General features: G+C 58.5%; 13 protein-coding genes. 6 read left to right on the plus strand and 7 right to left on the minus strand.

Annotated elements, in window-relative coordinates:
• Window positions 1-256: 256 nt before the first annotated feature.
• Entirely contained in the window at window positions 257-1,555 is a 1,299-nt protein-coding gene (locus tag Q2T52_RS20980) for a TadE/TadG family type IV pilus assembly protein (RefSeq protein ID WP_302078812.1), read from the plus strand.
• Here the strand turns inward: Q2T52_RS20980 and gor are convergent, their stop codons facing one another.
• The 3 genes from gor to rpiA all read right to left on the minus strand — a co-directional run bounded on the left by gor (window position 1,556) and on the right by rpiA (window position 4,437).
• Complete coding sequence (gene gor, locus Q2T52_RS20985) at window positions 1,556-2,950, minus strand: glutathione-disulfide reductase (RefSeq protein ID WP_302078813.1); 1,395 nt, start codon at window positions 2,948-2,950, stop codon at window positions 1,556-1,558.
• A gap of 136 nt (window positions 2,951-3,086) precedes the next feature.
• The gene (locus Q2T52_RS20990) at window positions 3,087-3,722 is read right to left on the minus strand and encodes a DUF2059 domain-containing protein (RefSeq protein WP_302078814.1); all 636 of its coding nucleotides are present in this window, start codon (window positions 3,720-3,722) and stop codon (window positions 3,087-3,089) included.
• Window positions 3,723-3,741: 19 nt separating this feature from the next.
• On the minus strand, window positions 3,742-4,437 hold the full coding sequence (gene rpiA / locus Q2T52_RS20995) for a ribose-5-phosphate isomerase RpiA (RefSeq protein WP_302078815.1): 696 nt from the start codon (window positions 4,435-4,437) through the stop codon (window positions 3,742-3,744).
• 176 nt (window positions 4,438-4,613) lie between these two features.
• Between rpiA and Q2T52_RS21000 the strand changes: the two genes are divergently transcribed.
• Together Q2T52_RS21000 and Q2T52_RS21005 are read left to right on the plus strand one after the other, a co-directional pair.
• The gene (locus Q2T52_RS21000) at window positions 4,614-5,297 is read left to right on the plus strand and encodes an HAD family hydrolase (protein ID WP_302078816.1); all 684 of its coding nucleotides are present in this window, start codon (window positions 4,614-4,616) and stop codon (window positions 5,295-5,297) included.
• Between the two features lie 10 nt (window positions 5,298-5,307).
• Window positions 5,308-5,775, plus strand: coding sequence for a GNAT family N-acetyltransferase (locus Q2T52_RS21005; protein WP_302078817.1), 468 nt, complete (start codon window positions 5,308-5,310; stop codon window positions 5,773-5,775).
• On the opposite strand, the gene Q2T52_RS21010 is transcribed toward Q2T52_RS21005, so the two are convergent.
• Window positions 5,772-6,839 carry an NAD(P)/FAD-dependent oxidoreductase gene (locus Q2T52_RS21010; protein ID WP_302078818.1) on the minus strand — a complete coding sequence of 356 codons (1,068 nt, stop codon included), beginning with the start codon at window positions 6,837-6,839 and terminating at the stop codon, window positions 5,772-5,774. The genes Q2T52_RS21005 and Q2T52_RS21010 overlap by 4 nt on opposite strands.
• A 218-nt stretch (window positions 6,840-7,057) precedes the next feature.
• Here Q2T52_RS21010 and Q2T52_RS21015 point away from each other — a divergent pair, with 218 nt between their 5' ends.
• Window positions 7,058-7,615 carry a c-type cytochrome gene (locus Q2T52_RS21015; RefSeq protein WP_302078819.1) on the plus strand — a complete coding sequence of 186 codons (558 nt, stop codon included), beginning with the start codon at window positions 7,058-7,060 and terminating at the stop codon, window positions 7,613-7,615.
• 69 nt (window positions 7,616-7,684) lie between these two features.
• On the opposite strand, the gene Q2T52_RS21020 is transcribed toward Q2T52_RS21015, so the two are convergent.
• Complete coding sequence (locus Q2T52_RS21020) at window positions 7,685-9,634, minus strand: L,D-transpeptidase family protein (RefSeq protein WP_302078820.1); 1,950 nt, start codon at window positions 9,632-9,634, stop codon at window positions 7,685-7,687.
• A gap of 361 nt (window positions 9,635-9,995) precedes the next feature.
• Between Q2T52_RS21020 and fumC the strand changes: the two genes are divergently transcribed.
• Window positions 9,996-11,384 (plus strand): class II fumarate hydratase, encoded by a 1,389-nt coding sequence (gene fumC, locus Q2T52_RS21025; protein WP_302078821.1) that lies wholly within the window; start codon window positions 9,996-9,998, stop codon window positions 11,382-11,384.
• Between the two features lie 244 nt (window positions 11,385-11,628).
• On the plus strand, window positions 11,629-12,699 hold the full coding sequence (locus tag Q2T52_RS21030) for a GGDEF domain-containing protein (protein ID WP_302078822.1): 1,071 nt from the start codon (window positions 11,629-11,631) through the stop codon (window positions 12,697-12,699).
• 3 nt (window positions 12,700-12,702) lie between these two features.
• Here the strand turns inward: Q2T52_RS21030 and Q2T52_RS21035 are convergent, their stop codons facing one another.
• Window positions 12,703-13,314: a pyridoxamine 5'-phosphate oxidase family protein gene (locus tag Q2T52_RS21035; RefSeq protein ID WP_302078823.1), complete on the minus strand. Its 612-nt coding sequence runs from the start codon at window positions 13,312-13,314 to the stop codon at window positions 12,703-12,705.
• 45 nt (window positions 13,315-13,359) lie between these two features.
• Window positions 13,360-14,598, minus strand: a complete 1,239-nt coding sequence (locus tag Q2T52_RS21040; RefSeq protein WP_302078824.1) for a low temperature requirement protein A — start codon at window positions 14,596-14,598, stop codon at window positions 13,360-13,362.
• Between the last annotated feature and the right edge of the window lie 2 nt (window positions 14,599-14,600).

The following is a 14,600-nucleotide window of genomic DNA, read 5'->3' on the forward strand; positions in this document are numbered from 1 at the left end:
GTCACCATCAAGATAATCAGGCGCCGAGCCAGAATCGCGCATCCGCACGCATGAAGCAGAAGCATCGTCCAAGCAAACGTACTTCCATTGCGCGCAGGTCACGACGCCACGAAATGGATCATATATAAATTTTTACCTTATAGATTCAGCAATTCATCACCCCTCCTCGTTAAGAACAGGCTACCTATGGCGGATGCACGCCATCTTGGTGGCATGATGCCATTGCTGTCAGGTTTCCTTGCGAGGAGTTGGCGCCATGGAGCTATTGAAAAAACTGTTTACTGACAGATCGGGCAATTTCGGCATGATGACCGCGTTGCTCGTGGTTCCGCTTGTCGGCGTGGCAGGTCTCGCGATTGATGTAAGTACCGCAGTCGAACAGCGGAGCCAGATGCTGAATGCCGCCGATGCGGCAGCCGCAGGCGTGCTGTCAACGAAGTCAGCCGCCGTTATGCAGGCGCTCCAGATGCCGGGTGACGGTACGATCGGTATCGGCGGGCCTGACGCAATTCGACTGTTCAAGGCACAGCTTCCATCAAACCTCCAGGCGGAACTCTCCAACGTCAAGATCGACATCAATAAGACAGGCAACGTCCTGACGTCATCGCTGCAGTTCACGGCGAGCATTCCGACCACCTTCATGCAGATCCTAGGTCAGAAGCAAATGACCTTCAGCGGAATGGCAACGGGCACTTACCAGACCAGTGCGTTCATGGATTTCTATATGCTGCTGGACAATACGCCCTCGATGGGCCTAGCGGCGACGACCGATGACATCAAGTTGATGGAGCAAAGCACATCGGATGGCTGTGCGTTTGCCTGCCACACGACCGATCCGAATTATCAAAGCCAGAATACCTACGACATTGCCAAGCAGGCAGGCGTGCAGACACGCATTGATACCGTTCGGGATGCCACTCAGGCATTGATGGACCAAGACAGCGTCAAGAACCCGCAGACACCAGGCCAGTATCGCATGGCAGTCTATACATTCGGCGCAACGGCCGATACGGCGGGTCTGACGCAGGTCGCACAGATCAGCTCAGATATGACCCAAGTCAGCAAGGCGACGGATGCCGTCGACCTGATGACGACTCCGCGCAACAACTATCTGAATAATCAGCTCACGGATTACAACACTGCCCTAAGCAAGATGAAGGATATTCTTGGAAAGGGCGGCACCGGCAAAACCAGCGCAGACCGGCAGAAGATCCTGTTTTTCGTCGCAGATGGAGTGCAGGATTACAACAATCCGAATTGCACGCAACCGCTATCGGGCAGCACCCGTTGCCAGGCTCCGTTGGAAGTATCGTACTGTCAGAAGCTCAAGGATAACGGGATCAAGATTGCGGTTCTTTATACGACCTACCTGCCTCTTCCAGAAGATAGCTGGTGGAGCAAATGGATCAAACCATTTACCAACCAAATCTCTCCAAATATGCAGGCGTGCGCGTCGACAGGTTACTTCTTCGAAGTCACACCCGACCAAGGTATTGCCGACGCCATGAAGGCCCTCTTCCAGAAAGTGGTGAACGCGCCTCGCCTGACCGGCTAATCAGCCGGTCACCCGCTCGCCGTTCTTCACACGGTACGAAGGCTTGTACATGGTGACAAGCTCTTCCGCTGCGGTTGGATGCACGGCCATCGTCCGGTCGAAATCATCCTTCGTGCAGCCCGCCTTCAGCGTGATACCGAGAAGCTGCGCCATTTCGCCCGCCTCATGGCCAAGAATATGCGCGCCGACAACCTTGCGGTCGGCCGCATTGACGATCAGCTTCATGATCGTCTTTTCGGTGCGGCCGGACAAGGTCGCCTTCATCGGGCGGAACTCGGCGCGATAGACCTCGATCTCAGCAAAGCGCTTGATCGCTTCTTCTTCCGAAAGACCGACAGTACCGATTTCCGGCTGCGAAAAGACTGCAGTTGCGATCAGGTCGTGGTCCGGCTTGGTCGGATTGTTGCGATACTCGGTCTCGATGAAGCACATGGCTTCATGAATGGCGACCGGGGTCAACTGGACGCGATCGGTGACATCGCCAAGCGCAAAGATGTGCGGCACGCTGGTGCGGGAATAATCGTCCACGATAATGGCGCCGCGTTCGTTTACCGCAACGCCCGCAGCCTCAAGGCCGAGACCGTTCGTGTTCGGGTCGCGGCCCAGCGCCAGCATCACCTGATCGGCGTGGATCGTAGCGCCGTTCAGCGTGCGCGCTGTCAGCCCGCCCTCCGGTGCCTTGGCAACCTCCTCGATCAGATCCGTCAGGATAATGCGGATGCCCTTCTCTTCCATCGCCTTGTGCAAACCACGGCGCATGTCCTCATCAAAGCGGGAGAGGATCTCCTTGCCGCGGTAGATCAGTGTCGTCTCGACGCCGAGGCCGTGGAAGATATTGGCGAACTCCACTGCAATGTAACCACCGCCGGCAATGAGGATCGACCGTGGCAGCTCTTCCAGATGAAAGGCCTCATTGGAGGTGATGCAGAGTTCATGGCCTGGCAGCGCCGCATGCGGATTGGCGCTTCCGCCAGTGGCAATGACGATGCGCTCCGCGGTCACGGTCGCGCCGGTCTTCACGAGCCGCACGGTATGGGCATCTACCAGTTCGGCGCGCGTATCGAGAAGCTCAGCGCCGGCATTTTCCAGCCCCTTGCGATAGAGGCCTTCAAGGCGCGCGATTTCCTTGTCCTTGGCAGCAATCAGTGCTTTCCAGTCAAAGCTGCGCTCGCCGACAGTCCAGCCGAAACCTTCGGCATCCTCGAAATGCTCGGGATATTGGGAGGCGTAGACGAACAATTTCTTCGGCACGCAACCGCGAATGACGCAGGTACCGCCGAATCGAAACTCTTCCGCAATGCCGACGTTCTTGCCGAGGCTGGCCGCCACACGCCCTGCTCTGACGCCGCCCGAGCCTCCGCCGATGACAAAGAGATCGTAATCGTAAGTGGTCATGACTAGGCTCCTGGAAGAGATTGGTTCGGGGCAGAAAGACTCAAAGCTGCGCTGATATAAGATGTGCAGCGCAAAAAACAAAAGCCCGGTCAGCAATGAAGCGACCGGGCTTTTGCAAATTCCGATTAAAAAGCGATCAGGGCTTCGGCGCAGGCTTGGCAGCGGGCGCGGCAGGCTTGGCAGCCGGTGCCGCAGGCTTGGCCGGTGCAGCAGCCTGAGCAGGCGCCGGGTTGGCCGGAGCCTGTGCGTCAGCCGCCGGAATCTTGGCTGTGTCGATGATGCCACGCAGCTTCTGGGTGCTCTGGTTGGTCAGGTCACGCGAGATACCGTTGGCCCAGATATCGGCAGCCTTCAGCGTATCGCGCTGAACCAGCGGCAGCGTCTTCAGATACTTCTTGCCCACTTCTGAAGAATAAAATGCTGCAATCTGCTTCAGTTCGTCAGCCGTGAAGGACTTTGCGAAAATGGTCGCCACTTCCTTTTCCAGGTCAGCGCGACGCGGTGCCAGCGCCAGGGCTTCGGCATCCACGGTCTTGCTGATCTGATCCTGATAATTCGGCGAAGCCAGAATGTATTCGCTCTTCAGGCGCTCGGCGAGGCTCGGCAGGATAGCATCGAAACGCTCGGTTGCGCTCAGCGCTGCGATGACGTCCTTGGCTGCCTTCAGGTGTTCCGGCGGAACGTCCTGAGCGGCGGCAGGGAGACTGAAGGTCGCGCCTGCGAGAAGGAAAGCAAGGGCGGCAGCACGGCCGAGAACCGCTTGTCTGATCATGGATTCGTTGCTCCTGTCGTTATTTCGCCTGCAGCGTCCGCGCCCCCGCCGGTCCGGCGATGATCGCAAACGACGCGATGTTGATGAACAGCCCGTGTTCGACGACACCGGGTATAAAGTTGAGATCCGTCGCGAGAGCCTCTGCATCAGGAATACGGCCAAATGATGCGTCGAAAATGTAGTGCCCGCCATCGGTGGTGAAGGGACCATCTTCCGTCCCGCGCAGCCGGATTTCGCCGCTGAGACCATGCCGTTCCGCAACCTTTTCGATAGCGATACGGGTGGTTTTGTATCCGAAGGGATTGACCTCGATCGGCAGCGGGAAGCGCCCAAGCGTTTCGACCACCTTGCTCTCATCGGCAATCACGATCATGCGGGCGGAAGCCGCAGCAACGATCTTCTCACGCAGCAGCGCGCCGCCACCACCCTTGATCAGGCGAAGACTGCCATCCAGCTCATCGGCACCATCCACCGTCAGATCCAGTTCGGGAAGCTCGTCCAGCGACTTCAGCGGGACGCCCAGCTCGACGCAAAGCCGTGCCGTGCGCTCGGAGGTGGGAACTCCCTGCACCTTGAAACCGTCCGCGACCTTCTCCGCCAGCAGCCGAACGAATTCATCTGCCGTCGAACCGGTGCCGATACCAAGCCGCATTCCGTCTTCGACATGCTGAAGCGCTGCTTCCGCAGCCTTCACCTTCATTTCCCGGGCGTCCATGCGCCATAAGCTCCCGTCAATTTCGCCGAGTGCTGTTTACACGCCCCTTTCCGCAAACAAAAGTCCCCCGTTGCGGTCTTGTGTCGGTTATAGGCCGGCTTTGAGCTCTGACTTGTTTGCAATTCGCACTCGCACACTTTAATCCGGGGATAATATTATGAACCCGGAGATGCCCCGTGACTGCACCGCTCGTCGTATTCGATCTGGATGGCACCATGATCGATACCGCTCCGGACCTGATCGAAAGCCTCAACCACACCATTGCGGCAGCTGATCTCGAACCCGTGACCTTCGACGATCTGACGCATCTGGTCGGCCAGGGGGCGCGCGTGATGATCCGTCGCGCCTTTGCGCTACGTGGTGCACCTTTAGACGAAGCGCTGGTCGAGCCCCTTCTGGAGCGCTTCCTTGCCCATTACAAGGCGCATATGCCGGGTCACAGCCGCCTTTATGAAGGTCTGACCGATGCCTTCGATCGGTTGGAAGCGGCGGGAATGCAGCTCGCTGTCTGCACCAATAAACTGGAACAGCTGGCCCTACCGCTGCTGGACAAGATGGGCCTCACCGATCGCTTCGTGGCGATTACCGGCGGCGACACTTTTTCGGTGCGAAAGCCGGATGCGCGCCACCTGCTGGGGACGATTGAGAGGGCTGGCGGCGATCCGAAGCGCGCCATCCTGATTGGCGACAGCATCAATGACATTCTCGCGGCGAAAAATGCCGAGGTCGCATCCATCGGCGTCACCTTCGGCTATTCGGATGTTCCAGTCGCATCCCTTGAGCCCGGCCACGTCATTAGCCACTTCAACCAGCTGACGCCTGATCTGGTGACCGCCGTCATTGCACGCATCAACGCCTGAGACCTGTGCGGTGGCCGTCTCAATCACGATCGTCACGCAGAGTGAAAAGGCCGAATTGCGAAAGCTCCTGGCCGACCATCTGGCGACAATGAACGCCTATGCGGATGTCGGGCCGGATTATCGCTTCTTCGATCTCTACTGGACCGAGACGCAAACACGCTGGCCCTTTTGGATCTGTCGCGATGGAGCGATCGCCGGCTTCGCCCTCATCAACACCTGGTCGCCTTCGGGACTTGGTACCGATTATTCCATGGCGGAATTCTACATCGTACCGGAAGCGAGACGGCAGGGTCTTGGTGCGCAAGCGCTACTCGCTCTGACGCAGCAACATCCCGGCCGCTGGGAGTTCGGCGTTCTCGAGAAGAATGCCCCCGCCCTTGCCTTCTGGCCGAAGGCTATCGCAGCGGCAGGTGCGAGGGATGTCGCGACCACAAGCCGAGGCAACCAAATCATCTATCGATTTTTGATAACCTCTTAAGGCGTCAGGGATGCCGCACTCAGCAGAGATGAGCGCTCGCCCGCCATGATTTCCCGAGCCGCCAACCGTGCGACCAACGGCGCCAGTATGACGCCCGGATGTCCGACGGCCACATAAAGCTTCTCCACGCCGGGCACAAAGCCGACGCGCGGCATGCCGTCATCGAGCATTGGTCGATAGCCGACATCCACAGACCGAAGATGGATCTGACCAAGCCCCGGAAATTGCCTGATAATGTTGGCATGAACCTGGCGCGCAATGGCCTGCGGCCCGTTAAGCGGCGTATCGTCGATATAGCCTTCCGCCGAGAAGACCTCACCATCCAATGTTTGACGTACCTCCAGATCCGGCCCGCAAACGATCTGCCTGATAGCCTGATGCTCCGCAGCAAAGCGCATCAGAATCGTCGGTGACGTTCGCAAGCCAAGTGAAGGTACATGCCGTAGCAGCAGGTTCGCGCTCCCTGCCCCGCCTGCGACCACCATGATATCCGCAGCCAATTGCTCGCTGCCGATCCGGACACCAACAGCCCTGCCCGCCTCAACAAGGATATCGGAAACCGGGGAGTTATAACGCAACCTCGCCCCATCAGCCTCAGCCTTCGCAAGGAAGAAACGGACCACCTCGCGCGGGCTTAACGCGAAATCATCCGGCAAGTAGGCGGCCACATCGGGTGCTTCGTGAAGATCCGGCTCAAGACGCGCAATCTCGGTGCGTTCCACCAGTCTCACATACGTACCAGCAGCGGACTGATTGGAAACCAAATGCTCGGTTGCTTGCGCAGAAGATTTCCAGAGCAGCGAACCGCGCCGCGCGCTTCTCACTGCATCCGGAAATTCCTGCGGCACGTCCTGCCACTCCGCAAAGGCTGCCTGACGAAGCGCATAGGAGGCTTTATGCTGTGGGTCGGAGTGAATGAGGTTCACCCAGCCGAAGGCAAGACCTGTCACACCCGAAGCCGGTTCCGGACCCGCCTCTACAACTGTGACATCCGTCCCGGCCATGGCAAGCCGGCAGGCAATCGAGGCACCGAAAATACCGCCGCCGATAACAATGATCTTCATGGAACACCTCGCAGGCTTTGCCTCTCACAGATCACTGTGACGGCGATTTGAAGCAATCCAGGTCGCTTGATCTGAATCACATGAGCTTTGCCGGGGCGGGTTTAGAATCATTCTCAATGGTCGCCGCTCAGGGACGGACCAGATCGAAATTTTAGAAACAACGCAGGCATTACCTCGCAATTTTTCGATGAACGTCCTGCTCTATTTGGAGATTGATAATGAAAAGACCACTCTTAACTGGCGTTGCCGCCATTGTCGGTCTTTGCGCGCTCGGAACCGCCGGTACTTTCGGCTTCATCTATTCCGGCCTCTTCGATTACCGCGCCACAAGCCCGCACTTTGCGGTGGTGACCTGGGCCCTTCATCAGACCTATCAATCGGCCATGGAAGCGCGGACGGATGATATCGCCATTCCGGCAAACCTGGAAACAAATGAAAGGGTTTTGGCCGGAGCTGCACTCTACCAGCAGCATTGTGCACTCTGTCACAGTGCGCCGGGGACGAAGCTCGATCCTATCGGCGCGGGCATCTATCCAGAGGCGCCAAACCTTTTGAAGGCAACCCGCAAGAACCGTCCCAATCAGGTTTATTATGTGGCCAAGTACGGGATCAAAATGACCGGCATGCCGGCCTTCGGAAATAGCTTCGATGATGATTCTCTCTGGGCGATTGCTGCCTTCCTGCACAAGGACAAGGGGATTTCGGCAACCGATTACGCGACCTTGACCAAGGCGGCAGCGACAACTGCCACGGTCGCTGCACCAGTTTCGCAGTAGAAACGGCATCGGCCCGAAGAACGCCTGTTCTTCGGGCCGATGAGTGTTCATCTCATAGGGTAGGATGCATCAGATGCTGCGTGCCTTCGTGGTCGCCGCAAAGGCCTTCATAACGGCCGCGTCGCGGGAATAGACGTCGTCGAAATATTCGACCTTACCATCCTTGTTCGGCCAGGCCGTGAAGTAGGCAACGTAGACCGGGAACTTCTGCGGGACCGGAACGGCGACATTCTTCTTCTGAGCGATACGGTCGTTGACGTCTTTTTCGGTGATGCCCAGCACGGCTGCGGCCATCTTGCGCGGCTCGGCAAGACGCACGCAACCGTGGCTGAGTGCACGCATATCACGCTGGAAGAAGCTCTTCTGCGGTGTGTCATGCATGTAGATGGCATGCGCGTTCGGGAAGAGGATCTTCAGATCGCCAAGCGCATTGTCGCTCGACGGCGGCTGACGCACAGATACCTTCTGCGTGGAGGCGCTCCAATCAACCTGCGTCGATGACACCGGGCGTCCGGAAACTTCGACCTGATAACCCAGGCGATCCAGATAGCTCGGATCCTGGCGCAGTTTCGGCAGCATTTCGTTGATGATGATCGACTGCGGCACACCCCAGTAAGGGTTGAACTCGACAGTCTCGATCTCGTCCTGGAAGAAGAAGGTCTGGTGCGACGGAGAACCGACGACCACGCGCATGGAGAACTGCTCCTGCCCATGTTCATGGTAATAAACGCGGAAAGCCGGCTGGTTGATGAAGACATAGCGCTGGCCGAGATCGGCCGGCAGCCAGCGGGCCTGCTCCATCGCAATCGCCAGCTTGGAAACCTTGTCGCCATCGGAATGGCCGCTGATGGCGCGGATGGTGGAACGGCCAACGACGCCGTCAGGCTTCAGGCCGGCTTCCTTCTGGAAGGCCTTCACCAGTTCAACCACTTCAGGCGTATAGGTCGGCGTATTCTGGTAGGACACCATCAACGCTGCGTGCTGCGCCTTGATCGTGTCGGAACCGCGTTGACCAATGGCCGCAACCAGGTTGGCCAGTTGCGGGCTGGAGCCACCGGGCTTGAGACTAAGGTTCTCCGGAAGCGTGATCGGTGCAGCCGCCGGGGAGGCCTCCGCGCGAACGCGCTTCATTTCTGCCTGCAGCGCCTTGAATTCGGGGCTCTGCGGTGCCAGCCCATCAAGATAGGCAGTGACGTCAGGCGCACCCTTGGCAGAGACCAGGACGGCATCCAGAGGCACGTTCTTGCGCTTGAAGTCGTGATATTCGGAGATGCGGTTGGGGTCGATGCGACCGCGCACCATGTCCTGCGCGAACAGAACAACCTTCGTCGAAAGCGCCAGCTCAAACTGCATCAGATCGCGATCGCGCTGCTCGGCCGGAGAAACGGCAGCTGCCTGCGGCGCGGTCGAAACCGGCGTTGCAGCGGGCGTGTCGTTAACACTCGACGTGACCAGCGACGGTGCCTTCAACGCATAGTCTGCAGGATCGAGACCGTAATCCTGCGCCTTGGCGAACAGTGCGAGAACCGCGCGTCCACGCTCGGAGACATCGCCGTTTTCCACCCAAAGAGGCGACGCGTTCTTGGCGTAAAAGTTTTCAACAGCCGTTGCGACGTCGGAAGGCGCGGAAACCTTAGCCTGAGCCAGGAAGCGCGTTGCATCCGTGCTGCTTGCCGACGCGAAAGCCGACGTCTTCAACGGACGTACAGCGTCCGGCTTGTATGTCAGGTATTTCGGAGCAGAAACCTTCGGAAGCGGCTCGGGATCGCTTGCATCGATCGCCTTCTGGGTCAACGGTGGCTGAGCAGCCTGCGGCCGCGCGCCTTCAACCTGCTCCTGAATGCTCGGCTGACGTTTGCCGGACAACATCTCCATCAGGGTCAGGGCGTTGGCCGGCTGCGCTCCAATAGCACAGAAGGAAATGCCCGAGAGCAAAGCAAGGGCACGCGAAGTATTCTTGTGATTGAGCGGCAATGTCTTCCCCGTCACCTTTTTCAGCCGTGAATCAGCGGCTGTCATAAATTCCCGCGCCTGTCTAGCGGATGCAGCGCGCCGTGAAAAGTAAACGAACAGATATGATAAAGGCTCCGAAAGGCGCCCAAACTTCGCCTGATCGTTGCCAGAACCTTAAGAAATGATTGGTTAATTTTTTACTGACGTTGCACCCACTCACGAAAATGACATCGAGTCGTGATCGGCAATTATTAACGGGCGTGTCTTTCGGGGCACGCTGAGATTGCCGCAGGGACGCAACATGTTCACGGCTTGCAGTCGCCAGACAATCGTATAGTAATTCCCGCGCCCGAACGGCACTCCGCTTGAAAGACGTAACAGGACTGCCGTTCCTGAAACACGACCCGCGTCACACAGAGGCAGAACGATGACCACGCGCACCGAAACCGATACCTTTGGCCCGATCGAAGTCCAGAGCGACCGCTACTGGGGCGCGCAGGCACAGCGCTCCCTTGGCAATTTCAAGATCGGCTGGGAGAAGCAGCCGCTCGCCGTCGTACGTGCGCTCGGCATCGTCAAGCAGGCGGCAGCACGCGCCAATATCGCGCTCGGCGGCCTCGACGCCAAGCTCGGCGAAACCATCATTGCCGCTGCTCAGGAAGTCATCGACGGTAAGCTCAACGACCACTTCCCGCTTGTCGTCTGGCAGACCGGTTCCGGCACCCAGTCGAACATGAACGCCAATGAGGTGATCTCCAACCGCGCCATCGAAATGCTGGGCGGCGTGATTGGCTCCAAGAAGCCGGTTCACCCAAACGACCACGTCAATATGAGCCAGTCGTCGAACGACACCTATCCAACGGCCATGCATATTGCCTGCGCCGAGCAGATCGTTCGCCATCTGATTCCCAGCCTCAAGCACCTGCATGCGGCGCTGGACGCCAAGGCAAAGGCCTTTGCGCACATCATCAAGATCGGCCGCACGCACACGCAGGATGCAACACCGCTGACACTCGGCCAGGAATTCGGCGGTTATGCCGCGCAGGTCGCGTCCGCCATCAAGCGTATCGAAGTCTCCCTGTCTGGTCTTTACGAGTTGGCGCAGGGCGGCACCGCGGTCGGCACGGGCCTGAACGCGCCGGTCGGCTTCGCCGAAAAGGTGGCCGAAGAAATCGCCAAGATCACCGGCCTGCCCTTCGTGACTGCGCCCAACAAGTTCGAAGCGCTTGCGGCCCATGATGCGATGGTCTTTGCCCATGGCGCCATCAATGCCGCGGCTGCAGCTCTCTTCAAGATCGCCAACGACATCCGCTTCCTTGGTTCCGGTCCACGCGCCGGCCTCGGCGAACTGGCGCTGCCGGAAAACGAGCCGGGCTCCTCCATCATGCCGGGCAAGGTCAACCCCACGCAGTCGGAAGCCCTCACCCAGGTTTGCGCCCATATCTTCGGCAATCAGGCAGCCATCACCTTCGCCGGCAGCCAAGGCCATTTCGAGCTCAACGTCTACAATCCGATGATGGCCTACAACTTCCTCCAGTCGGTCCAACTGCTAGGCGATGCAGCCGTTTCCTTCACCGACAATTGCGTGGTCGGCATCGAAGCGCGTGAAGACAACATCAGGAAGGGTGTCGAAAACTCGCTGATGCTGGTCACGGCGCTCAACACCAAGCTCGGCTACGACATCTGCGCGAAGATCGCCAAGACGGCACACAAAAACGGCACTACGCTGCGCGAGGAAGCCGTTGGCGGTGGCTACCTGACCAATGAGGAATTCGACCAGCATGTCCGTCCGGAAAACATGATCGGACCGAAGTGAAACTGAACTTCAATCGGCGAAACGCGACGGCGTTTCGCCGCATCTGATCACCGCTCAATTAAAATCAACCAAAGATTGCATTTACCTGCAAACAGGCAAGCAAAATCTTTATCTATTAGCACTTTAGAATAAAGTGGAAATCCTTGTGCACCACGCTAAGTTGATTGAACTTTAATCTTTCCCAAATAATTTAGCGATAGTAATAAGCCCATAGGGGTGAATAAAATCCAATCTGGAGAATGGGATGAGCACGGTGGTTGCGCAAAAAGCGCAAGCGTCTGATGTCGGAGCGCAAATTGTTGTTGCGATGCGCTCGATGGGGGTCGCTCCAATTCCGCGCAACTATCAGCTTTTCTATGAAGCTTACTTGGGCTCAAATCCTGCACTGACAAAGGATCTTGCCGCGCTGGGTGTGCGTGCCACGCAGGAAGAGCTGGATGAACTCATCCACGCTCATATCGGCGGCGGCGGCATGAACGTCATCGAGCAGGCGCATAGCCGCCTGAGCACCGAACTCGACGCCCTGCTGCGCATACTGCGCCAGGAGCAGACCTCGCTGGAGAGCTACGGCCGACTTCTCGGCGAGACCGCGACGCGGATCAATTCGAAAACCAACTTCTCGGTCGACCTCGTTCGAAACGCCATCGGCCTCCTGACGGAGGCAACCGGCGAGACGATCGCGCAGGGTGAAAAGACGGCCGAGGGTGTGGCCCAGCGCTCGCGTGAATTCGACGAAGTTCGCAAGGAACTGGACGAGTACAAGCGGATCGCCAATACCGATTCACTGACCCGGCTTTCCAACCGCCGTGCATTCGATGAAAAGCTAGCCGCAATCTACAACGATTCCATGCAGCTTCCAGTCACCGCTCTGGTGCTTGCCGATATCGACCACTTCAAGAAGATCAACGACACCTATGGTCATCCCGTCGGGGACAAGATCCTGGCTTCCGTCGCGTCCGTCCTCCGCTCCACACTGCGCAAGGATATTTTTGTTGCGCGTACGGGTGGCGAAGAATTCGCCTTCATCATCGAAGGGAACACGATGGAAGAAGTGATGGGCCTGTGCGAGCGCGTGCGGCGCAGCCTCGAAACCAGGCCATTCCGCAACTCGCGTTCCGGCGTGGATTACGGCCCGATCACCATTTCGATCGGGTTTGCCATGGGGTCTCAGGCGGAAGACGCTGGCGAACTTTACAGCAAGTCCGACACAGCCCTCTACTGCGCCAAGAACACCGGGCGCAACCGCACCGTCTTCTTTGAGGAAGGCATGCGCAAGGACTACACCAGCAAGAGCTGGCTTATCTACAAGAAGTAACCGCTACCACATGGTGGCGGCGGCACGAGCAGCCCATTCCTTATCATAGGTGACCTGGTCGAAATCTGCCTTGGCGGATTTCAGCATCATGCCAGGCGTCGGCAGTTGCGCCGGCTCCAGGAAGCGATCCGGGTTCCAGAGTTCCGCCCGCATCACGGCACGAGCGCACTGGAAATAGACCTCGTCGATCGTCACCACGGCAACGGTTCGCGGATGCTTTCCATCCATCTCGAAGCTGTTGAGGAGGTCCGGATCGACGGAGACGACTGCGCGGCCGTTGATCCGCATGACCGAACTCGAACCCGGAATCAGGAACATCAGCGCGACGCGCGGATCGCGCACAATATTGCGCAACGAGTCGATGCGGTTGTTGCCGCGCCAGTCGGGTAGGGCCACCGTCTTGTCGTCCTCGATGCGCACCACGCCGCCGAGATCGCCGCGCGGCGAGCAATCGAGCCCCTCCGCTGCCACGGTCGCCAGCGCCACGAAAGGTGACGCCTCGATCATCTGGCGATATTCGGGCGTCAGCCGCGACGTCACTTTGGCGATAGCGGCTTCCGATGGTGACGTGCCGTAAATGGCTTCGAGCTGCTCGACATGGGTGAGAATGGTCATGCGTATCTCCTACTGGCGCGAACCTAGCCGGGAGACTGCCGTGCTTCAACCCAATTCCGTATCGGCATTCCCACGCTTGCGCCCCTCACCCGGCGTCTGCGATAGCCGCCGATACTCGCCGGCAGCGACGCCGAGCAGAACGAGAAGGACGCCGGCTGCAACCCAGGCCGTCACGGTGGACGCGGCCACAATGCCCAATCCCGCCAGAACGGCCAGTCCCAGGGCATGCAACAGAGGAAAGGTATGCGTCGTGGCGCGCTTTACCCAGAAGTTTCCCGCCAGAAAAAGGAGCGGACCGCCGACAATAACAATCGCCAACTGAAGACTACCAGGCTCTTGCGCATGGGCCAGCAAATGCTCAGCGGCGACCGCCGTCAGAATGATGCCAGCCACCACAGGAATATGCGCATAGGTGAAGACGTAAAGAGCGACCTCGCCCGGTTCATCCGTCTCCTCAATTTCCTCCGAAGCCCGCTCATGACCGAAATGGAAATAGATCCACCACATGGCCGAGGCCGCCAGAAACGATCCCGCAAAGATGCTGACCACCGGCAGGCTGAGATCCTGTTCGGAAAAGCTGCGGCCAATCGCCAGGATCGCCTCGCCCAGGCAGATCATCACAAAGAGCGCGCAACGTTCCGCCATGTGGTCGCCGGAAATATCCCAATCGTCGGAACTGGATCTACCAAAACCCGGCACACGGAAGCGCAACTCGGGCGCCACGAACTCGATGGCCAAAGCCGCAATCCAAAGACCGATCCTCATCTCCTCGCCAGCCAGCGCGCCGCCGATCCAGAACAGACCGGACAAGCAGAACCAGAGCGTGACGCGGATGAAATTGCGCTGCACCGCCGGCAACAGGCCCTTGAAGGCATAGACGGCAAACAAGGACCGCCCGATCTGCATGAAGCAGTAGGAACCCGCAAAGATCAGACCCTTGTGCTCGAAAGCTTCCGGTATGGCAGAGGCCATCAACAGCCCGAGGAACATCAGGCCGAAGAGCAGTACACGGATCGGCATATGCTCGGGATCGAGCCAGTTCGTGACCCAGGCCGTATGGATCCACACCCACCACAGCGCAAGCGCTATGACACCCGCCTCCAAAAGGCCGATATAGGTGAAATCCTCGGCAGCAAAATGCGACAGCTGGATCAGCGCAAAGACGAAGACGAGGTCGAAGAACAGTTCGGGGAAGCCGACGGTGCGCTCTTCCTGATCATCCCGCAGCCAGGCATCCTGGCTTGCACCCTGTTGACCGGCGTCTTCGTTCTTCGCCTCTGCCATGC

The sequence above is a fragment of the Rhizobium oryzicola genome, from assembly GCF_030504645.1.
Lineage (GTDB): Bacteria > Pseudomonadota > Alphaproteobacteria > Rhizobiales > Rhizobiaceae > Neorhizobium > Neorhizobium oryzicola.

Excerpts from the sequence above, each read along its gene's own strand:
- Q2T52_RS21030 (WP_302078822.1), top strand. The coding sequence starts at position 11,629 with ATGAGCACGGTGGTTGCGCAAAAAGCGCAAGCGTCTGATGTCGGAGCG.
- Q2T52_RS20980 (WP_302078812.1), top strand. The coding sequence starts at position 257 with ATGGAGCTATTGAAAAAACTGTTTACTGACAGATCGGGCAATTTCGGC.
- Q2T52_RS21035 (WP_302078823.1), bottom strand. The coding sequence starts at position 13,314 with ATGACCATTCTCACCCATGTCGAGCAGCTCGAAGCCATTTACGGCACG.
- fumC (WP_302078821.1), top strand. The coding sequence starts at position 9,996 with ATGACCACGCGCACCGAAACCGATACCTTTGGCCCGATCGAAGTCCAG.
- rpiA (WP_302078815.1), bottom strand. The coding sequence starts at position 4,437 with ATGGACGCCCGGGAAATGAAGGTGAAGGCTGCGGAAGCAGCGCTTCAG.
- gor (WP_302078813.1), bottom strand. The coding sequence starts at position 2,950 with ATGACCACTTACGATTACGATCTCTTTGTCATCGGCGGAGGCTCGGGC.
- Q2T52_RS21040 (WP_302078824.1), bottom strand. The coding sequence starts at position 14,598 with ATGGCAGAGGCGAAGAACGAAGACGCCGGTCAACAGGGTGCAAGCCAG.
- Q2T52_RS20990 (WP_302078814.1), bottom strand. The coding sequence starts at position 3,722 with ATGATCAGACAAGCGGTTCTCGGCCGTGCTGCCGCCCTTGCTTTCCTT.
- Q2T52_RS21010 (WP_302078818.1), bottom strand. The coding sequence starts at position 6,839 with ATGAAGATCATTGTTATCGGCGGCGGTATTTTCGGTGCCTCGATTGCC.
- Q2T52_RS21020 (WP_302078820.1), bottom strand. The coding sequence starts at position 9,634 with ATGACAGCCGCTGATTCACGGCTGAAAAAGGTGACGGGGAAGACATTG.
- Q2T52_RS21015 (WP_302078819.1), top strand. The coding sequence starts at position 7,058 with ATGAAAAGACCACTCTTAACTGGCGTTGCCGCCATTGTCGGTCTTTGC.